Origin of the sequence: Nocardioides ferulae, assembly GCF_003660455.1 — a bacterium.
Taxonomy (GTDB): Bacteria; Actinomycetota; Actinomycetes; order Propionibacteriales; family Nocardioidaceae; genus Nocardioides; species Nocardioides ferulae.
In genome coordinates this window covers 75195-93868 of the sequence record NZ_QZVR01000011.1, presented here as the reverse complement: position 1 = coordinate 93868, position 18674 = coordinate 75195, and the positions used below count along the sequence as shown (strand labels likewise).

Below are 18674 nucleotides of genomic sequence, written 5' to 3'. Positions count from 1 at the left end.
GACCAGGCGCACACTAGGAGCCGGTCTGACGTGCGTCAACGGACTCATCCCGCCCTCTAGGACAATGCCGAGCGGCTCGCCCGGCAGCCCTTGGCGACCGTTCCCATGGATGGTTCAATGTGGCCCCCGTCACCCCCGGAGGACCGCGATGACCGAGGCACCCACCCCTGGCGGCTTCAACCTGTCGACGGTGTTCCGCACCGTCGCCGAAGCAGTGCCCGAGCACGAGGCGGTGGTCTGGCGAGACGTCCGACTCACCTACCGCGACATGGACGCCCGCATCGACGGCGTGGCCCATCACCTGGTCGAGCGCGGACTGGGGTGTCACGCGGAGCGGGCCGGGCTGGCCGGGCACGAGTCCGGGCAGGACCACCTCGGGCTCTACCTGCGCAACGGCAACGAGTACCTCGAGGCGATGGTGGCCGGCTACCGGGCCCGGGTCGCGCCGTTCAACGTGAACTTCCGCTACGTCGAGGAGGAGCTGCTCTACCTTCTCACCGACGCCCGCACCCGGGCGCTGGTCTACGCCGCCGAGTTCGCTCCACAGGTGGCCGCGGTCCGCGACCGGCTGCCCGACCTGACCGTGCTGATCCAGGTCGCCGACGACTCCGGCCACGACCTGCTTCCGGGTGCGGTCGACTACGAGGAGGTCACCGCGACACCCGCCCCGGCCGGCGGGATGCCCACGCCCAGCGGCGACGACCTGTTCGTGCTCTACACCGGCGGCACCACCGGCATGCCCAAGGGCGTGCTGTGGCGCAACGACGACATCTACGTGACCTCGATGGGCGGGACGCCCTTCGGCACCGACGAGCCGCACGCGTCGTACGCCGCGATCGCCGAACACGCCCGCACCCAGGGCGGTGGCATGCGGCTGCTGATGATCCCGCCGCTGATGCACGGCGCCGCCCAGTGGTCGACCTTCCACACCTTCACCGGCGGCGGGGCGATCGTCTTCCCCGACGACGTACGCCGTCTCGACCCGGCGGACGCGCTGCGCACCGCCGCGCGGGAGCGGGTGGTCAGCATCCCGGTGGTCGGCGACGCGGTGGCGCTGCCGCTGATCGAGGAGGTCGAGCGGGGCGGCCACGACCTGTCCGGCCTGGCGGCGTTCAACAACGGCGGGGCCCCGCTCACACCGGGGGTGCGCGACCGGATCCTCACCGCACTGCCGCACATCCTGGTGATGGACGCCGCCGGGGCGTCGGAGACCGGGTTGCAGATGAGCTCGATGTCGCTGAAGGGCATGGAGGCCGGCACCGCGGAGTTCAGCCCGGTGCGGGCGACCGCGGTCGTCGACGACCTGCGGACCCGGCGGCTGGGGCCGGGCGAGGGCGCGGGGTGGCTGGCGCAGGGCGGCCGGGTGCCGCTGGGCTACCTCGGCGACGCCGCGAAGACCGCGGCCACGTTCCCGGTGATCGACGGCGAGCGGTGGTCGGTGCCCGGCGACCGGGCCGAGCTGCTCGACGACGGACGGATCCGGCTGCTCGGCCGCGACGGGGTCACGGTGAACTCCGGCGGGGAGAAGATCTTCGTCGAGGAGGTCGAGCGGGCGATGGCGGCCCACCCGGCGGTCCGCGACGTCGTCGTGGCCGGCCGCCCCTCGCAGCGGTGGGGCAGCGAGGTGGTCGCGATCGTGCAGCTCGAGGCCGGTCACCAGGCGGTCACCGACGACGAGCTGCTGGCCGAGTGCGGCCGGCACGTGGCGCGCTACAAGGTGCCGAAGGCGGTGCTGCGGCTGCCGCAGGTGGTGCGCTCCCCTGCCGGCAAGGCCGACTACCGCTGGGCCAAGCAGGTGGCGGTCGAGTCGGTCGGGGTGTCCGGCGGCTGACGTCGTCCGCTCGGGACGCCATAGGGCCTGGTCGCTCGGGCAGCCATCGCGCATGACGTCCCGCGGGAGGTCATACGAACTGGTCGCGGTGGCGACCACTTCGCATGACGCACCCCGGGGAACGGCGCGCAACCCTGGGCAGCAACTCTCATCGAGGCTACTATGACCCTCATGCGCCACGGGATCGTCCTGTTCACCTCCGACCGCGGGATCACCCCCGCCGCTGCCGCGCGGGCTGCGGAGGAGGCGGGCTTCCACACCTTCTACGTGCCCGAGCACACCCACATCCCGGTCAAGCGCGAGGCCGCGCACCCCGGCACCGGCGACGAGTCGCTGCCCGACGAGCGCTACCTGCGCACGCTCGACCCCTGGGTCTCGCTGGCGACCGTCGCCGCGGTCACCAGCACCATCCGGCTCTCCACCGCGGTGGCGCTGCCGGTCGAGTCCGACCCGATCACGTTGGCGAAGACCATCGCCACCCTCGACCACCTCTCCGGCGGCCGGGTCACCCTCGGCGCCGGCTTCGGGTGGAACACCGACGAGCTCGCCGACCACCACGTGCCGGCGGGCAAGCGGCGTACCGTCCTGCGCGAGTACGTCGAGGCGATGCGCGCGCTGTGGACCCAGGACGAGGCCTCCTACTCCGGCGAGTTCGTCAACTTCGGCGCCTCGTGGGCGTGGCCCAAGCCGGTGCAGCCGCACATCCCGCTGCTGATCGGCGCCGGCGGCGGCCCCAAGACGTTCCGCTGGATCTCCGAGAACGCCGACGGCTGGATGACCACCCCGATCGAGCAGGACGTGCTCGCCAAGGTCGCCGACCTGCACCGGGCCTGGGCGGAGGCGGGCCGCGCCGGCGCGCCCGAGGTCGCCGTCCTCGTCGCCAGGAAGCCCAGCCCCGACGACCTGGCCGCCTGGGCCGACCACGGCGTCACCGACGTGATCTGGGGCCTGCCCGACAAGGCACCCGACGAGGTCGAGGCGTTCCTCGGCCGGCACGGGCAGCGGCTCGGGCTCTCCTGACCAGCGCCTCGCCCGGCGCCGACCGGCCGCGGCGAACCCGGTGACGTCGGTACGATGCGCGCGTGACGTTGAGCGCGAAGGGCACCCGGCTCAACCGGCGCGGCCGTGAGACCCGGCAGCAGCTGCTCAAGGTCGCCGTCCGCTGCCTGGCCACCGGCGGGCCCGAGTCGGTGAGCGCGAACCTGGTGGCCCGCGAGGCCGGGGTCACCTGGGGCACCGTGCAGCACCAGTTCGGCGACGTCGACGGACTGTGGGCGGCGGTGCTCGACTACATCGCCTCGCGCGGCCACCTCGAGAAGGCCGTCGCCGACGCCCCCCGCAGCCGCGACCTCGCCGAGCGGGTCAGCAGCGTCGTCGACATGCTCTGGGAGGCCCTCGACCTGCCGGGCTCGCGGGCGCTCTACCACCTGCGCCTGGCCCTCCCCCGCGATCGGGACGAGCTGGAGCAGTCGTTCCCCCGGACAGCGAAGGCGATCGCCGCCTGGGACGCCGAGTGGCGCCAGATGTGCCAGGCCTCCTTCGAGGGGCTCGAGGTCGACCCCGCCCGGCTGGCCCGGGTCACCAACCTGCTTCCCGGCGCGATCCGCGGGCTGCACACCGAGCAGCACCTCTCGGTCTATCTCGACGTCACCGAGGCGCGGCGCGGCCTGGCCGACGCGCTCACGGCGTACCTCTCCTGACCACGCCACCGGTCGCCTGACGCGTCGGGGCATCGGGCGCCCGCTCCACGGGTACCACCCGGCATGCGCCTGCCCCGGGTCCTCGCCATCGTCCAGGCCGGCGGTGCCGGCGGCCGGATGGACGTGCTCACCATCGAACGCGCCAAGCCGGCGCTGCCGTTCGCGGGCAGCCACCAGCTGCTCGACTTCGCGCTGTCGAACCTGACCAACTCCGGCATCCAGGATGTGTGGCTCACCCTGCAGTACCAGGCCTCCACGCTGGAGGAGCTGGCCCGCAACGGCCGGCCGTGGGATCTCGACCGCACCTACGGCGGACTGCGACTGCTGGTGCCGCAGCAGGGCTCGGGCTCGACCCACGACGACGGCATGAACGCCGGCAACGCCGACGAGCTCTATGCGCTGCGTGACGACATCCGCCGCGACGGCGCCGACGTGGTGCTGGTGATGAGCGCCGACCACGCCTACCGGATGGACTACCGCGACGTGGTCGCCACCCATCTCGAGCACGGCGCGGAGGCGACCGTGGTGACCTACGACCTGGCCGGCACCTTCGCCGACGAGCCCGGCGACCACGCGGTCGTGCAGGTCGACGGCGGCGGCCGGGTCACCGCGATCGACTACAAGCCCGAGCGGCCGGCCTCGTCGGTCATCGCCGCCGAGGTCACGGCGTACGACGCGCGGGTGCTGGTCGAGGTGCTCGAGGAGCTGCACCGCGAGCTCGCCGGCTCCGGCGGGCCCGAGGGACACGACGACGACTCCGGGCTCGACGACTTCGGCGACCACCTGCTGCCGCGCCTGGTCGAGCGGGGCAGCGTGCACGCGCACCGGCTCGACGGCTACTGGCGCGACCTGGGCCAACCGCACCACTACCTCAACGCGCACCTGGAGCTGATCGGGGGCGACACCGGACTCTTCGACCGGTCCTGGCCGCTGCGCTCCCAGCATCCGCAGCGCCAGCCCGCCCGGGTCGCCGACGGTGCGGTGCTCGCCGACGCGCTGCTCAGCCCGGGCTGCGACGTGGCCGGCACGGTACGCCGCAGCGTGCTCGGGCCGGGGGTGGTGGTGGAGGCGGGGGCCGTGGTCGAGGAGAGCGTGCTGTTCGCCGACACCGTGGTGCGCGCCGGGGCCAGGGTGCGGCGTACCGTCGTCGACTCCGGTTGCGAGCTGCTCGACGGCGCCGACGTGGGCGGCTCGGACGTCGACCTGGCCGACCCCGACGCGATCCCCCTGGTGGGCCGTGACTCCCGGGTGTCGACCCGGCTGCCGGCGGGTGCCCGGCTGCTACCGGGCACCACCGCCTGAGCGCAGGTTGGCGGTCGAGCCGTCGATCCTTCCCCGACACGCCGCGAAACGGCGGGAATCGGTGACGGGTCGGCGACTAACCACCGACCCCGCTGTCGATCAGCGGGCCGCACAGGAAGCCGCCGGGCGAGACCTGCGACCACGTGCCGCCCTCGAGTCGGATGATCGAGACGCAGTTCGTGGTGGTCTTCGCGCCGACCTGCTGGGGGGCATGCAGGCCGTTGCCGGTCCAGTTCCTCACCTTGCTCAAGCCCTCGACCAGGCTCTTGCGGTCCAGGCGCCCGCCGAGGGCGACCGCCTGCTGCACGAAGAGCCGGGCCGCGGACCAGGCGTAGAGGCCGTAGTAGTTCGGCACCGCGCCGGGGCTGACCTGATCGAGCCAGGAGCGGTAGAGCTTCATCTCCTCGATGCTCATGTCGTCGAAGAGCGCGGTGGTGGAGTAGACGTAGGCGCCGTCGCCGTCGGCGCCGGCCTGCTCGACGTAGTTGGCGTCATAGATGGTGGCGTCCTGGAGGAAGATCTCGGGCTCGAAGCCCTGCTGCTTCATGGCCTGCTGCAGCTTGATGGTGTTCTGGTAGGGCCCCGTGTAGACGACCATCTCGATGCCCTTGTCCTTCATCTGCTGCACGTAGGGGGCGTAGTTGAACTCCGAGACGTCGATGCCCTCGAAGTAGTCGATCTTCCAGCCCGCCTCGGTCCAGGCCTTCTGCCAGCTCTGGGCGTTGACCGCGGCCGCGCCGACGTTGATGTAGACCAGCCCGACGTGCTGGGTGGCCTGCTTCGCCTTGCCCAGCCAGTACTTCGGCATCGAGCTGGGCACCAGGTTCGGGCTGACGGACTGCGCGGAGAAGCAGGTGGCGCAGCCGTTGCGCTCGGGAGTGACCGCGGTGGAGCGGATGTCGGGCAGGCCGCAGGACTCCGCGGTTCCGGCGCCGCCGGAGTCGAAGGCCGACATCGAGCCGACCGCCGCGAACGCCCCGTCGCAGGCCTTCGCGTAGGCCTGCTGGTCGCCGCCGGCGTCGGAGCGGCTGTCGAGCGCGAGCACCTCGAGCTTGCGGCCGCAGATGTCGCCGCCGGAGTTGAAGTACGCCGCGTAGGCGCGGGTGGCCTGCTGGGCGGACTCGAAGATGCCGGGGACCGGGCCGGAGATGTCGGAGATGTTGGCCAGCACGATCTTGTCGTCGGTGATGCCGGTGGTGTTCTCGAACCCGTCGCAGCTGCCCGCCTCGACCCCGCCGTCGGCCGCGTTCTCACCGCTGCCCTCGGTGCCGCCGCCACCGGTGTCCGCGCCGGCGTCACCTCCGGATGCGGTGCCGCCCGGTCCCGTCGAGGTGCTTCCCGGGGCGGCTCCCCCGGGGACAGTGTCGTCACCGCCGGGCACCGAGCCGTCGGCGGCCAGGCCCTCCTCGCCGGGGACGCCCGCGCCACCGACGGGCGCGCCACCGGCCTGGGCCACGGTCTCGGGTTCGAGCTGGGAGCCGCACGCGGCGAGGGCGAGCACCAGCAGCGCCGAGGCCGCGAGCCGCAGCCCTCGCACCGGGCGTTGCCTGCGGAGTCGGTGCGGGCGGCGCGCCGGCAGAGATCGGGTGAGCGGCGGGATCGTGGCCATCGTTCCTCCGAGAGTGGTCCGGATCACACATTCTCAACGACCCTTCTATCAAAAGGTCACTGCGACGGTGAACCCCCGCGATCACTCCCCTCGAGTCGGCGAGGACGATCAGGCCGCCGCCTCGCCGGACACCGACGCCGGGGGCAGCTGTCCGCGACGGATCTCGTCGGCGAGCGCGTGGATGCGCAGCCCGCTGGCCTGCCAGTCGCCGGCCGGCTCGTCGTACCAGATCGTGAAGCCGCGACGGGCCTCCACGGTCCAGTGCCGCCCGAACAGCACGCGGGCGAGCAGGGCGAACGGCAGGACGAGCAGGAGCGAGAGCAACTCGATCAGCGCGACGACGCCGAGGATCAGGAACGGCAGCATGATCACGAGGAAGACCAGGCCGATCACCAGGCTGACCGGGTCGTCGCCCAAGCCGCCCGGACCGGACGGCATCGAGTCGAGCACGCCCTTGAGCCGGCGGCGCCACGGCACCCAGCGGCGGGTCACGCGCCAGGTCTGACCGGACGGATCCTTCACCTTCACAGGAGCACAGACTAGGGTTCCTCGGCCACGACGGGCTGCGGATCCAGCGCCGCGCGCCCTCGCGTCAGCGCTCCCGGGCCCGGCGGGCCTTCGCGATCGTCTCCTCGACGATCGAGTTGAGCCGGGCGCCGTTCGGCCAGCCGGCGTAGTGGGAGACGAACACGACGATCTCGCGCAGGGCGTCGTCGTCGAGCTCGCCGTTGGCGTACGCCGCGGGCACCTGGATGCCGAGCACGTCGGCGGCGCCGTCGGCCACGAGCATGCCGATCAGCAGCAGCCGGCGGTCCCGGTCGGAGAGGCCTGGCCGCTGCCAGATGTCGGCGAAGAGGTGGTCCGCGGTGTAGCGGAAGAAGTCGCCGTCGCCGTCGGTCAGGTCGAAGCCGTAGACCTGCTCCATCTTCCGCAGGCCCCGGCGGCGGGCCTCGGGCAGGTCGGCGAACTTGTCGGTGCCGGTGTCTGGGGCGTCGCTCATGAGTGCTCCTCGGTAGTGGGCAGGCCCAGGCCGGGGGCGAGCCGGGCCAGCGCCTCGCGAGCCAGGGGGACGTCGACGCCGAGCCGGTCGGCGAGGTCGACGGCGAACCCCAGGTCCTTCTCGCCGAGCGCCCGCACGTGGTCGAACACGGCGAACCAGAAGTCGTCGGGGTCCAGCGGTGCCGCGGTGTCTCGGTGCATGATCGCGCCCGGTCCGCCGGTGATCGCGTCGGTGTGGCGCACCACCTCGCCGAGCGCCTTGAGGTCCAGGCCCGCGGCCTCGGCGAGCCGCTGCGCCTCGGTGGCGGCGGTGAACGCGACGAAGTGCATCAGGTTGCGGGCCAGCTTGAAGCTGGTGCCGGCACCGATCGGGCCCGCGTGCACCACCTTCGACCCCATCAGCTCCAGCGCCGGACGCGCCGCCTCGAACGCCTCGTCGGTGCCGCCGACCATGATCGCCAGCGTGCCCGCCGCCGCACCCATCGAGCCGCCGCTCACCGGCGCGTCGACCACCTTCACCCCGTGTCGCGCCGCCGTGTCGGCCAACGCCGCCGGCGTCGCCGGCGCCACCGTGGAGTGGATCGCCACCGTCAACCGGTCGCCCGCGACGCCGAGCGCCTCGCCGAGCACCTCGCGCACCTGGTCGTCGTCGCGCACCATCACGCAGAGCACGTCGACCCGGCCGGCCAGCTCGGCCACACTGCCGGCCGCCTTCGCCCCCGCCGCCTCGAGCTCGGCCACCGGCCCGGGCGCGACGTCGTACACGCTCAGCTCGAGCTCGCCGCGCTGCGCCGCCTCGGCCAGGCGCAGCGCCATCGGCCTGCCGATGTTGCCGAGCCCGACGAACCCGACCCTGCGCAGCGTCACGGACGGAACACCTGGCCGCCGTCGACCGCGACGATCTGGCCGGTGACCCAGGACGCCTCGTCGGAGAGCAGGAACAGGCAGGCGCCGACCATGTCCTCGGGCTGGCCCATCCGCTTGATCGCCAGGCCCTTCACGAGGTCCTTGGCGGCGTCGCCGGCCTGGGTGCGGGTGGCGGCGGTGTCGGTGGGGCCGGGGGCGATCGCGTTGACCCGGATGCCCATGCCGCCCAGCTCGTGGGCCAGCTGCTGGGTCAGCCCGTTCACGCCGACCTTGGCCAGGCCGTAGAAGCCGGAGTAGAGGTAGGCCGCGGTGGAGCTCTGGTTCACGATCGCGCCGCCGCCGCGCCGCTGCATCTGCGGGTAGACCGCGCGGGTCATCACCAGCGCGCCGTCCATGTTCACGCTCATGAACCGGCGGTAGTAGTCCCAGTCGACGCTGATCAGGAGGTCGAAGGCCATGTCGCCGTAGATCGCGGCGTTGTTGACCAGCAGGTCGATGCCGCCGAGCTCGGCGACGGCCCGGTCGACCATCGCGGCCGCCGACTCGTGGGAGGCGACGTCGGTGCGCACGAAGATCGCCCGGCCGCCGGCCTCCTCGATGGACGCCGCGACCTTGCCGCCGGCGTCCTCGTTGAGGTCGGCGACCACCACCGCGGCCCCCTCGGCGGCGAGCGCCCGGGCGTAGGCCTCGCCGATGCCCTGCGCCGCGCCGGTGACCACGGCGACCTTGCTCTCGAACCTGCTCATCGGTGTCCTATCTCGTTGCGGGGCGGGGCTGCGTGGTTGCGGTCGGCGCTCGCCTCACGGGGTCTCGACTCGTCGGCGCCGGGGCGCCTCCGGCTCGACCGGCGGGAGTGCATGCCCGCCTCTCACGCGGGCTCCGCGATGGTCTTGGTCTCGAGGTACTCCTCGAAGCCGGCGACGCCCATCTCACGACCCAGCCCGGACTGCTTGTAGCCGCCGAACGGCGCGTCGGGGCTGAACCACACCCCGCCGTTGACCGCGAGCGTGCCGGTGCGGATCCGGCGGGCGACCGCCTTGGCGCGCTCGACGTCACCGGACTCGACCGACCCCGAGAGGCCGTACGCCGAGTCGTTGGCGATGCGGACCGCGTCGTCGTCGCCGTCGTGCGGGATCACCACGAGCACCGGGCCGAAGATCTCCTCCTGGGCCAGCCGCGAGGAGTTGTCGGGCAGCGCGACCACGGTCGGCTCGACCCAGAACCCGTCGCGATCGTCGAGCACCCGGCCGCCGGTGGCGATCCGGTGCCCCTCCTCACGAGCCAGCCGCAGGTAGGACTCGACTCGGTCGCGCTGCGCGGCCGAGATCACCGGCCCGCAGATCGCGCCCGGGTCGGCCGGGTCGGCGACACCGATCGAGGCCATGGTGGCGGCGGCCGACTCGACCGCCTCGTCGAAGCGGTCGCGCGGCACCACCAGCCGGGTGGTGAGCGCGCAGCCCTGGCCGGCGTGGATGCAGGCCGTGAACGCGGTGGCCGCGGCGCTCGCCGCCACGTCGGCGTCGTCGAGCACGATCGCGGCCGACTTGCCGCCGAGCTCGAGGAAGACCCGCTTCAGGGTGGGTGCGGCGGCGGCCATGATCGCCCGGCCGGTGGCGGTGGAGCCGGTGAACGAGACCATGTCGACCCGCGGATCGCTGGTCAGCGCCGCCGCGACCTCGTTCGACGACGGCGTGACGACGTTGAGCACCCCGGCCGGGATGTCGGTGCGCTCCGCCACCAGCCGGCCCAGCTCGCAGGCCACCCACGGAGTGTCGGGGGCCGGCTTGAGCACCACGCTGCAGCCGGCGGCCAGGGCGGGGCCGACCTTGGCCAGGTTGATCTGGTTCGGCACGTTCCACGGCGTGATCGCCGCGACCACACCGACCGCCTCGCGGCGCACGGTGCGGCGGGTCGCGATGCCCATCGGCGCGGCCACCCCGAGGTCGGTCTCGTAGTCGTAGCGCTCGGCCAGGTCGGCCACCCAGGCCAGGCCCTCGACCGGCACGTCGAAGCCGGCCGCGCCCATCATGAACCCGGGCATGCCGACCTCGGCCGTGGTCAGCGCGCGGAACGCCTCCCCTTCCTCGACCAGCGCGGCGTGCAGCTGGCGCAGGCAGCGCACCCGCAGCGCGACGTCGGTCGACCAGCCGGTCTCGTCGAAGGCGCGCCGGGCGGCGGCGATCGCGGCGTCCACGTCGGCAGCGGTGGCGTCGGGCGCCCGGCCGATCTCGGCCCCGGTCGCCGGGTTGAGGATCGGGTACGTCGCGCCGTCGCTCGCCGGCAGCAGCTTGCCGTCGACCAGCAGCTGCGCCGGTGGGCTCGCGAGCGGCGCGGTCACGCCGGCGTCTCCTGGGCGGTGTGCGCGGCGCCCTGGGTGACGAACCGTCCGGCCTCGACCGGGGGCGGCCACACCGACGACGGCAGGTCGCGCAGCCGGTAGTGGCCGGGCTGCTCCATGCCGTTGAGCGACATCCGGTCCTGCAGCCCCTGCGGTGCCTTGCCCGACTTGAGGATCGCCAGGAACGTGTGGGCGGTCGACCCCAGGTCGAACCAGTCGCGCTGCCAGGCCAGGTGCAGGCCTTCGGGTCCACGGCCGACGCCGAACCAGCTGCCGCCGATGCCGAGGATCTGGTACTCCTCGCCGGTGGCGTCGTCGGTGATCCCGGCCTTCTGCTTCCAGAACCCGACGACCATGCCGGTCTTCTCGTCCATGACCGTGGCCATGTAGTCGTAGTGCCAGCCGTCGAGACCGGCCATCTCGGTGCCGAGCGCGTAGCGACGGATCTCCTCGCGGCCCACGGCCATGAAGTGCTCGTCGGGGGTGTACATCCAGCCGTACGTCGCGTCCTCGGCGTAGAAGTCGGCGAGCGGGCCCCAGTCCTGGTCGCGCTCGGCCACCCGGTTGGCCTCCTGCCAGCGGCCCCAGAACTCCTCGAGCTCGGCGCGGGTGAACGTGTCGGCCGGGGTCGAGCCGCCGGTGGTCGAGCCTGCGCTTGCGGTGGTCGAGCCTGTCGAGACCATCAGTCCTCCTTGATCGCCAGCGCCATCGCTGGGCAGTACTTCACGGCTGCGTCCACCTGCGGGCGCAGCGACTCGTCGGGGTTCTCCTGCAGGACAACGACCCGGTCGGCGTCGGCGTCGAAGCCGAAGACGTCGGGCGCCTCCCCGGTGCACATCTGGTGGCCCTGGCAGAGGTCGAGGTCGGCGACGACGCGCATCTCACGCGCCGTTCCCGGGGGCGTGCGCCGGGCAGCCGGCGGGCGGGGTCTCGGCAGCCTCGGCCGCCGAGGACGCGGGCTCGACCACCGCCGCGGAGGGCGAGCTTGCCGCCCCGGTGGTCGAGCTTGCCGAGACCCGCCGGCGGTAGCGCACCCGGCAGGGCTGCTCGAGCTGGATGACCATCTTCGACACGTCGTCGCGGTAGCTCTCCGAGGGCTGGGCCATCTCGAAGGAGTAGTCGCGCAGCAGCACCGAGAAGATCGCCTTCATCTGCATCATCGCGAACGCGTTGCCGACGCAGCGGTGCCGGCCGGCGCCGAACGGGATCCAGGTCCAGCGGTTGGCGAGGTCCTCCTGGCGGGGGTCGATGTAGCGGCCCGGGTCGAACGCCTCCGGGTCGGGGAAGTCGGTGCCGATCCGGTTCGAGACCCGCGGGCTCGCCGCGACCATCGTGCCGACGGGGATCGGGTGGCCGCCCAGCTCGATCTGCTCGGCGACGACCCGCAGCAGCACGATCAGCGGCGGGTGCAGGCGCAGCGTCTCCTTCAGCACCGCCTCCAGCCGCGGGATCGAGCGCAGCGCCTGGAAGGAGACCTCCGACCCGTCGGCGTACAGCTCGTCGAGCTCGGCGATCACCTCGCCCATCGCGTCGGGGTGGCGCATCAGCTCGATCAGCGCCCAGGAGGCGGTGCCGGAGGTGGTGTGGTGGCCGGCGAACATCATCGAGATGAAGATGCCGGTGATGTAGTCGGACTCCATGCCGATCGAGATCAGCACGTCGAGCAGGTCGCGCTCCTCCTTCGGCACCGGCCCGCGCGCCACCCGCTTGTCGATGATCGCCTGCACCAGCGCGACCAGCTCGACCCGCGCCGCGTCGCGCTGCCGGAACGACGGGAGGTCGGCGTAGGCGTCGACGTACGCCATCGCGTCGGTGCCCTTCTCCAGGTCGTGGTAGTGCCTGGCGAACCGGCCGTCGAGCTCCTCGCGGAACGGCTTGCCGATCAGGCACGCCGAGGTGGTGTAGATCGTCAGCTCGGCGAAGAAGTCGAGCAGGTCGATCTCGCCCTCCTCCCCCCAGCCGGCGACCATCCGCCGGATCTCGGCCTCGATCGTGGTGGCGTGGCCGCGCATCATGTCGCCGCGCAGCGCCTGGTTCTTCAGCATCTGCTGGCGCTCCTCGGGCGAGGCGTCGAAGACCACGCCCTTGCCGAAGATCGGGGTCATGAACGGGTACGCCGCGGCCTGGTCGAGGGTCTCGTCGGGCGCCCGGAAGAACTGCTCGTTGGCGACCGCGCCGGAGACCATCACGACGTCACGGTCGGCCAGCCGGAAGCGGCCGATGTCGCCGCACTCGGCGCGGACCCGCTCGAGCAGGCCGATCGGGTCGGTGCGCAGCTCGGCGAGGTGGCCGTGGCCGTCGTCGGGCACCGCGTAGGAGACCTCGGGGATCGCGGTGAGATCGGCGGCCGACCCGCCATCGGTGGTCGAGCTTGTCGAGACTGTCATCGGTCCTCCACGGACTGGACGGGGGCTTCGGGGCTGACCTCGATCAGGTTCAGGTGGACGCCGCGGGGGGCCGCGACGACCGCGGCGATCGCGTCGGCGATCGCCTGGGGCTTCATGAAGTGCGGGTGGCGGGCGAGCCCGAAGCGCACCCACTGCTCGAGCACGAACGCGGCCTCGTCGGGGTCCCAGTCGGAGCCCATCTCGCTCCAGGTGGGGCCGGGCCGCACGATGCTGGCGCGCACGCCGGTGCCCTCGAGTTCCATCTGCAGGGCGTGGGCCATGCCCTCCAGGCCCCACTTGCCCGCGGCGTAGGCCGACATGAACGGGCGGGCCCGGACCGCGACGTCGGAGGAGACGAAGACCAGGTCGCCGCGGCGCCGCTCGACCATGCCGGGCACGAAGGCCCGGACCAGGCGGTGCGCGCCGACCACCGTGAGGTCGAGCTCGCGGGCGAACCGCTCGGTGTCGACCTCGTAGGTGGTGCCGGGGGCGACCGCGCCGGCGTTGGACACCACCGTCTCGATGTCGCCGAGCGCGGCGGTGACCTCCTCGGCGAAGGCCTTGGCCGAGTCGGGGTCGGTGAGGTCGAGGTGGGCGACGACCGCCTCGCCGCCGTCCTCGCGGATCCGGGAGGCGAGCTCCTCGCACCTGTCGGTACGCCGGGCGCCGAGCGCGACCGGGTAGCCCGCGGCCGCGAAGGTCAGCGCGGTGGCCGCGCCGATGCCCGACGACGCGCCGGTGATCACCGCGGGGCGGCGTTCGGGACGGGCGTACTTGCCGCCCCCGGTGGCCGAACCGCCCCCGGTGGTCGAGCCTGCCGAGACCATCAGCGCACCACCACCGAGATCGGCAGCGAGGCGAACCCGCGCACGCTGGTGGAGTGGACCCGCACGGCCCGGTCGCGGTCGACCTCGAACCACGACACCCGCCGCACCAGCTCGTCGAGCGCGACCCGCGCCTCGAGCCGGGCGAGGTTGGCGCCGAGGCAGAAGTGGCGGCCGCCGCCGAAGCTGAGGATCCGGCCGAGCTCGTCCTTGGGGCGGTGCACGTCGAAGCGGGTCGGGTCGGCGAAAACCGACTCGTCGCGGTTGGCCGACCCCAGGAGCAGCAGGAGCTTGGACCCGGCGGGAGCGACCACGCCGTGCAGGGCGAGGTCCCGCTTGAGGTGGCGGGCCACCATCTGGCTGGAGGTGTCGTGGCGCAGGGTCTCCTCGATCCACGGCGAGACCGCCGGGGCTGGGTCGCCGGGGTCGGCGAAGACGTGGCGCAGCTGGTCGGGGTGCGCGGCGAGGTGGAACAGCGCGTTGCCGAGCAGCTTGGTGGTGGTCTCGTTGCCGGCGACCACCATCAAGAACAGGAACGCGATGATCTCGGAGTCCTCGAGCCGGTCGCCGTCGATCTCCGCGGCCAGCAGCGCGGAGGTGAGGTCCTCGGTCGGCTGCCGCTTGCGCTGGGCGAGCATCTCGGCGTAGTAGCCGACCAGGGTGAGCGCCGCCTCCATGCCGGCGGCCGGCACGTCGAAGACGCCGTCCTCGCGGTGCACGACGAGGTCGGCGAGGCGGCGTACCTCGTCGCGGTCGGCCTCGGGCACGCCCATCATCTCGGAGATGACGTCCATCGGGAGCCGGCCGGCGAACTCGGTGATCCAGTCGAACTCGGGGGCGGAGGCCAGCGCCGCGTCGAGGTAGCGGTCGGCGAGGGCCTGCACCTGCGGCTCCAGCTCGCGCACCCGGCGTGGGGTGAAGGCCCGGGAGACCAGCGAGCGCAGCCGCACCTGACGCGGCGGGTCCATCGCGAGGAACGACATCACCCGGTGGGCGTCCTTGTTCCACGCGCTCTTGTCGAGCGAGACCCCCATCGCGTTGGAGAAGGTGTCGTCGTCGCGGACCGCCGCGGCGATGTCGGCGTGCCGGCTGAGCGCCCAGAAGTCGTGGGTGGGGTTGTAGTAGAGCGGCGCCTCGGCGCGCAGCCGCGCGTAGACGGGGTAGGGATCGTCCTGGACGGCGTAGTCGTAGGGGTCGAACACGAGCGGCTCGAGGGCGGCGTGCTGGTCGGTGAGGGTCATGCGTTCCCCTTCATCACGGCGGCGACGACGTCGGCGAGCCGCTCGCCCATCTCGAGATAGCTGTAGAAGCCCATGCCGGCCTGGAGCATCGCGCCGGAGAAGGCCAGCTGCAGGGCCTCCAGCACGGCCGGGCGGGTGTCCGCCGGGGTGTCGTCGCCGAGGGCGGTGCGGAACCGGGCGACGAACTCGGCCCCGATCTGGGCCCGCAGCCGGTCGACGTCGGGGTCGGTGGCCAGCAGCGAGCGGGTGGCGGCGGCGGCCAGCTCGGGGGAGTCCGAGAGCAGCCGGGCCATGAACCTGACCAGCTCGGTGAGCCGCTGGGTCGCGTCGACGCCGGCGGGTGTGGCGGGCATCGGGTGGGTGCGCAGGTGGCGCCAGAACAGCTCGGCGTAGAGGTGGTTCTTGGAGGCGAGGTAGGTGTAGGCCGTCGCGGTCGAGACCCCGGCGCGGGCGGCGACGGTGCGGATCGTCAGCGCCTCGTGACCGACCGCGGCGAGCTCCTCGACGCCGGCGGTCAGCAGCCGCTCGACGGTCTCGGTCTGCCGGGCGTTGAGGCCCTGGCGGGGCGCGACGGACACGTGACTGGACACGTGTCCAAACTAGAACAAGTTCTCGCCTCGTGGCAAGAGCCGATCCCGGCCCATCCGGGGGAGCCGGCCCGAGCAGCGACCTCCGCGCACTACCATCGAGAGGTGAGCAGCAGCGCAACCACCGGCCAACCCGCCGGCGCCCTCGTCCGACATCTCGACGTCGCGGGCAAGAGCGCACTGGTGCTGATGCTCGCGATGGTGCTGCTCAACCCCGAGTGGGGCAACCTCGAGGGCAAGGGCGCCGGCGCCCGCGCGGTCGCCTACCCGCTGCTGTCGTTCATGCTCCCGCTGCTGTGGGCCTTCGGCTGGCGCAGCGGCAAGGGCTTCCCCTGGCTGGCGGACCTGCTGATCACGGTCACCTGCTTCACCGACATCCTCGGCAACCGGCTCGACCTCTACGACGCGATCGTCTGGTTCGACGACTGGATGCACCTCATGAACACCGGCCTGCTCGCCGCGGCCGCGTTGATCCTCACCCAGCACTGGACCGCCGGGCTCGGCGCCACCATCGAGCGCGCGCTCGCGGTCGGGGCCACCGGCGCGATCGTGTGGGAGCTCGCCGAGTACGCCGCGTTCCTGGCCAACTCCTCCGAGCGCCGCCACGCCTACACCGACACGCTGGGCGACCTCACCCTCGGCACCATCGGCGCCCTCGTCGCCGCCCTGGTCGTGCACGCCCTGCGCCGCGCCGGCCGGCTGCGCGAGACCGGGGTGCCGATCCCCGCCGGAGCGCCCGGCACCGCCCCCGCCCGGCTCCCCGGAGGCTGAGCCCGCCCAGGGCTCGCGACCTCCGAGCTCAGCGCCCGGGGCGGCCGACCGCGCGCAGCCGCCGCGGCGGGAGTGGCGCGTCGTCACCGAACATCTCGCAGCGCACCCGGCGCGCCGCCTCGACCAGCACCGGAGCCGCCCGCTCGAGCGGCGCCCTGGCGTCGCCCACCACCGACACGGCGGCCACCGGCCCGTCCGCGCCGCGCACCGCGACGGCCGCGCACGCGATGTCGGGGAAGCTCTCGCCCCGCTCGAAGGCCAGGCCCTTGCGCTCCCGGACCCGACGCAGCTCGTGGTGCAGCGCGGCGAGCTCGCCGATCGTGTGCGGCGTACGCCGCCCGAGGTGCGGGCCGACCAGCGCGTCGACGTGCTCGCCGTCGAGCCAGGCCAGCATCGCCTTGCCGAGCGCGGTGGCGTGCGCCGGCGCCCGGCCGCCCACCCGCGACGGGACCGCGGCGGCGAAGCGGCCGCCGACCTTGTCGAGGTAGACCACCTCGGGGCCGTCGAGCACAGCCAGATGCACGACCAGGCCGGTGCGCAGCATCAGCTCGTGCAGGTGCGGCGCGGCGGCGCCGCGCAGCTCGATCTGGCCGCCGTCGCCGCGGGCGAGCTCGCGGGAGCGCCGGCCGAGCCCGTAGCCGAGGGCGCTGTGGTCTAGCCACTGCAGCCGCACCAGCTGGTCGACGATGCGGTGTGCGGTGGAGCGGGGCAGGTGGGTGGCCCGGGCGATCTGCTCCAGGGTCAGCCGGCCGCGGGGGTCGGCGAACGCGTCGAAGACCAGCGTCATCCGCTCGACGATCGAGGTGGGCAGCTCACGCGGCCCGGCGCTCGACCCGACCCCGGGCTCGTCGACGACGGTGCGCTCGACAGCACGAGCGGTCATGAGTCCTCCCTGGTCCGGCATCGCCAGAACTGAAACACGTTCTACTGACCGCCGAAACTAGCATCGGCCCTCCGCGAGCGGAAGGGGCGCCCGGCGTCGCGCGGGGTCGTGTGCCCGAGAACGCGCCCTGACGCGTCCACAGGCACACGACCCGCTCCATCGACCGGGACGAGGGTCGCGCGGCCGGGGAACGGCCGTCATGCTCGGGGCGCGGTGCCCCGCGCACCTGCCCCGACGGAGGTGTCGAGTTGCCCGATCCCCAGCCCGGCCCTGAGCCCGGCCCGCTGTCCACGCGACCGCCCGGCTCCCCCCTGCTCACCGACGTGCAGCTCGACGGGCGACCCGACCAGGCCGCCGCCCGGGCCCGCGAGCTGGCCGACACCGGGGTCGCCGGGCTGTTCACCTTCGAGGGGCCGCACGACGTGTTCCTCCCCCTGGCCGCCGCGGCCGCGGTCACCGACACCGACCTGATGACGAACGTGGCGATCGCGATCCCGCGCAGCCCGATGCACCTGGCCCACACGGCGTACGACCTGCACCTGCTCTCCCGGGGGCGCTTCCGGCTGGGGCTCGGCTCGCAGATCCGCCCGCACATCGAGAACCGCTACGGCGCCACCTGGTCGCAGCCGGCGGCGCGGATGCGCGAGATCGTGGCCGCGGTCAAGGCGATCCTCGGGTCGTGGCAGCACGGCACCCCGCTGGACTTCCGCGGCGAGTTCACCCGGCACACGCTGATGCCGCCCACGTTCGTGCCGGGCCCGAACCCGTACGGCGTCCCGCCGGTGCTGCTGGGCGCGCTGGGGCCGGTGATGACCCGCACCGCGGCGGAGGTGGCCGACGGGCTGCTGGTGATGCCGTTCCACAGTCATCGGCACTTCCGCGAGCGGACGCTGCCCGCCGTCGCCGAGGGCCTGGACCGGGCCGGCCGCGAGCCGGGCGACCTGCAGATCGCGCCGCAGGCGATCGTCGCGATGGGGCGCACCGCGGCGGAGCAGGAGGCAGCGGACGCGGGGGTCCGGGCCCTGCTGGCGTTCTACGGCTCGACCCCCGCCTACCGCTCGGTGCTCGAGGTGGAGGGGTGGGAGGCGGTGCAGCCCGAGCTGAACCGGCTCTCGAAGGAGGGCCGGTTCGCCGAGATGTTCGCGCTGGTCGACGATCTGATGCTGGCCACGCTCGCGGTCCGGGGCACCCCCGAGGAGTGCGCGGCCGAGATCCGGCGGCGGTTCGGCGACGTGGCCGAGCGGGTCTGCGTCTACTTCCCGGGGTACGACGCGCCGCTGGACCAGGTGCGCGCCCTCACGGCCGCGTTGGGCTCGCCGACCCGTCACTGATTCC

19 protein-coding genes are annotated in these 18674 nt (G+C 73.2%); 6 read left to right on the top strand and 13 right to left on the bottom strand.

The genetic code is table 11. The features are described from left to right. Window positions 1–148 precede the first annotated feature (148 nt). From D6B71_RS14070 to D6B71_RS14055, 4 genes are all read left to right on the top strand, one after another. Window positions 149–1831, top strand: coding sequence for an acyl-CoA synthetase (locus D6B71_RS14070; protein WP_121256101.1), 1683 nt, complete (start codon window positions 149–151; stop codon window positions 1829–1831). Window positions 1832–2002: 171 nt separating this feature from the next. Then, the gene (locus tag D6B71_RS14065; RefSeq protein ID WP_121256194.1) at window positions 2003–2851 is read left to right on the top strand and encodes an LLM class F420-dependent oxidoreductase; all 849 of its coding nucleotides are present in this window, start codon (window positions 2003–2005) and stop codon (window positions 2849–2851) included. 62 nt (window positions 2852–2913) lie between these two features. Beyond that, window positions 2914–3531: a TetR/AcrR family transcriptional regulator gene (locus D6B71_RS14060; RefSeq protein ID WP_121256099.1), complete on the top strand. Its 618-nt coding sequence runs from the start codon at window positions 2914–2916 to the stop codon at window positions 3529–3531. Window positions 3532–3594: 63 nt separating this feature from the next. Beyond that, window positions 3595–4833 (top strand): glucose-1-phosphate adenylyltransferase family protein, encoded by a 1239-nt coding sequence (locus D6B71_RS14055; protein WP_121256097.1) that lies wholly within the window; start codon window positions 3595–3597, stop codon window positions 4831–4833. A gap of 76 nt (window positions 4834–4909) precedes the next feature. Here D6B71_RS14055 and D6B71_RS14050 read toward each other — a convergent pair whose 3' ends face one another. The 12 genes from D6B71_RS14050 to D6B71_RS13995 form a co-directional block, all read right to left on the bottom strand. Next, entirely contained in the window at window positions 4910–6442 is a 1533-nt protein-coding gene (locus D6B71_RS14050; RefSeq protein WP_126688276.1) for an ABC transporter substrate-binding protein, read from the bottom strand. A 108-nt stretch (window positions 6443–6550) separates the two neighbouring features. Next, window positions 6551–6934, bottom strand: coding sequence for a hypothetical protein (locus D6B71_RS14045; RefSeq protein ID WP_126688275.1), 384 nt, complete (start codon window positions 6932–6934; stop codon window positions 6551–6553). 100 nt (window positions 6935–7034) lie between these two features. After that, complete coding sequence (locus tag D6B71_RS14040; RefSeq protein WP_121256091.1) at window positions 7035–7442, bottom strand: carboxymuconolactone decarboxylase family protein; 408 nt, start codon at window positions 7440–7442, stop codon at window positions 7035–7037. Continuing rightward, a complete protein-coding gene (locus tag D6B71_RS14035; protein WP_240641417.1) occupies window positions 7439–8308 on the bottom strand; it encodes an NAD(P)-dependent oxidoreductase in 870 nt (289 codons plus the stop codon). The genes D6B71_RS14040 and D6B71_RS14035 overlap by 4 nt, the downstream gene beginning before the upstream one ends. Beyond that, the gene (locus D6B71_RS14030) at window positions 8305–9054 is read right to left on the bottom strand and encodes an SDR family oxidoreductase (RefSeq protein WP_121256089.1); all 750 of its coding nucleotides are present in this window, start codon (window positions 9052–9054) and stop codon (window positions 8305–8307) included. Before D6B71_RS14030 ends, D6B71_RS14035 begins: the two co-directional genes overlap by 4 nt. Before the next feature lie 122 nt (window positions 9055–9176). After that, window positions 9177–10646: an aldehyde dehydrogenase gene (locus D6B71_RS14025; protein ID WP_121256087.1), complete on the bottom strand. Its 1470-nt coding sequence runs from the start codon at window positions 10644–10646 to the stop codon at window positions 9177–9179. Next, entirely contained in the window at window positions 10643–11329 is a 687-nt protein-coding gene (locus tag D6B71_RS14020; protein WP_206051768.1) for a nuclear transport factor 2 family protein, read from the bottom strand. The genes D6B71_RS14025 and D6B71_RS14020 overlap by 4 nt, the downstream gene beginning before the upstream one ends. Then, on the bottom strand, window positions 11329–11526 hold the full coding sequence (locus D6B71_RS14015) for a ferredoxin (protein ID WP_121256085.1): 198 nt from the start codon (window positions 11524–11526) through the stop codon (window positions 11329–11331). The genes D6B71_RS14020 and D6B71_RS14015 overlap by 1 nt, the downstream gene beginning before the upstream one ends. A gap of 1 nt (window position 11527) precedes the next feature. Then, window positions 11528–13033: a cytochrome P450 gene (locus D6B71_RS14010; RefSeq protein WP_121256084.1), complete on the bottom strand. Its 1506-nt coding sequence runs from the start codon at window positions 13031–13033 to the stop codon at window positions 11528–11530. Beyond that, window positions 13030–13860 (bottom strand): SDR family oxidoreductase, encoded by an 831-nt coding sequence (locus D6B71_RS14005; RefSeq protein WP_121256082.1) that lies wholly within the window; start codon window positions 13858–13860, stop codon window positions 13030–13032. The genes D6B71_RS14010 and D6B71_RS14005 overlap by 4 nt, the downstream gene beginning before the upstream one ends. Continuing rightward, window positions 13860–15098, bottom strand: coding sequence for a cytochrome P450 (locus D6B71_RS14000; protein WP_121256080.1), 1239 nt, complete (start codon window positions 15096–15098; stop codon window positions 13860–13862). Before D6B71_RS14000 ends, D6B71_RS14005 begins: the two co-directional genes overlap by 1 nt. Continuing rightward, window positions 15095–15688 carry a TetR/AcrR family transcriptional regulator gene (locus D6B71_RS13995; RefSeq protein ID WP_121256078.1) on the bottom strand — a complete coding sequence of 198 codons (594 nt, stop codon included), beginning with the start codon at window positions 15686–15688 and terminating at the stop codon, window positions 15095–15097. The genes D6B71_RS14000 and D6B71_RS13995 overlap by 4 nt, the downstream gene beginning before the upstream one ends. Before the next feature lie 102 nt (window positions 15689–15790). Between D6B71_RS13995 and D6B71_RS13990 the strand changes: the two genes are divergently transcribed. Further along, window positions 15791–16456 carry a DUF2238 domain-containing protein gene (locus D6B71_RS13990; protein ID WP_121256076.1) on the top strand — a complete coding sequence of 222 codons (666 nt, stop codon included), beginning with the start codon at window positions 15791–15793 and terminating at the stop codon, window positions 16454–16456. A 28-nt stretch (window positions 16457–16484) separates the two neighbouring features. On the opposite strand, the gene D6B71_RS13985 is transcribed toward D6B71_RS13990, so the two are convergent. Then, a complete protein-coding gene (locus D6B71_RS13985; protein WP_121256074.1) occupies window positions 16485–17339 on the bottom strand; it encodes an IclR family transcriptional regulator in 855 nt (284 codons plus the stop codon). A 248-nt stretch (window positions 17340–17587) separates the two neighbouring features. Between D6B71_RS13985 and D6B71_RS13980 the strand changes: the two genes are divergently transcribed. Next, window positions 17588–18670, top strand: coding sequence for a TIGR03617 family F420-dependent LLM class oxidoreductase (locus D6B71_RS13980; protein WP_206051767.1), 1083 nt, complete (start codon window positions 17588–17590; stop codon window positions 18668–18670). Window positions 18671–18674 lie beyond the last annotated feature (4 nt).

Coding starts and splice junctions, on each gene's coding strand:
- D6B71_RS14030 (WP_121256089.1), bottom strand. CDS start 9,054: ATGAGCAGGTTCGAGAGCAAGGTCGCCGTGGTCACCGGCGCGGCGCAG.
- D6B71_RS14020 (WP_206051768.1), bottom strand. CDS start 11,329: ATGGTCTCGACAGGCTCGACCACCGCAAGCGCAGGCTCGACCACCGGC.
- D6B71_RS14005 (WP_121256082.1), bottom strand. CDS start 13,860: ATGGTCTCGGCAGGCTCGACCACCGGGGGCGGTTCGGCCACCGGGGGC.
- D6B71_RS14055 (WP_121256097.1), top strand. CDS start 3,595: ATGCGCCTGCCCCGGGTCCTCGCCATCGTCCAGGCCGGCGGTGCCGGC.
- D6B71_RS13985 (WP_121256074.1), bottom strand. CDS start 17,339: ATGACCGCTCGTGCTGTCGAGCGCACCGTCGTCGACGAGCCCGGGGTC.
- D6B71_RS14065 (WP_121256194.1), top strand. CDS start 2,003: ATGCGCCACGGGATCGTCCTGTTCACCTCCGACCGCGGGATCACCCCC.
- D6B71_RS14070 (WP_121256101.1), top strand. CDS start 149: ATGACCGAGGCACCCACCCCTGGCGGCTTCAACCTGTCGACGGTGTTC.
- D6B71_RS14015 (WP_121256085.1), bottom strand. CDS start 11,526: ATGCGCGTCGTCGCCGACCTCGACCTCTGCCAGGGCCACCAGATGTGC.
- D6B71_RS14050 (WP_126688276.1), bottom strand. CDS start 6,442: ATGGCCACGATCCCGCCGCTCACCCGATCTCTGCCGGCGCGCCGCCCG.
- D6B71_RS14010 (WP_121256084.1), bottom strand. CDS start 13,033: ATGACAGTCTCGACAAGCTCGACCACCGATGGCGGGTCGGCCGCCGAT.
- D6B71_RS14040 (WP_121256091.1), bottom strand. CDS start 7,442: ATGAGCGACGCCCCAGACACCGGCACCGACAAGTTCGCCGACCTGCCC.
- D6B71_RS14000 (WP_121256080.1), bottom strand. CDS start 15,098: ATGACCCTCACCGACCAGCACGCCGCCCTCGAGCCGCTCGTGTTCGAC.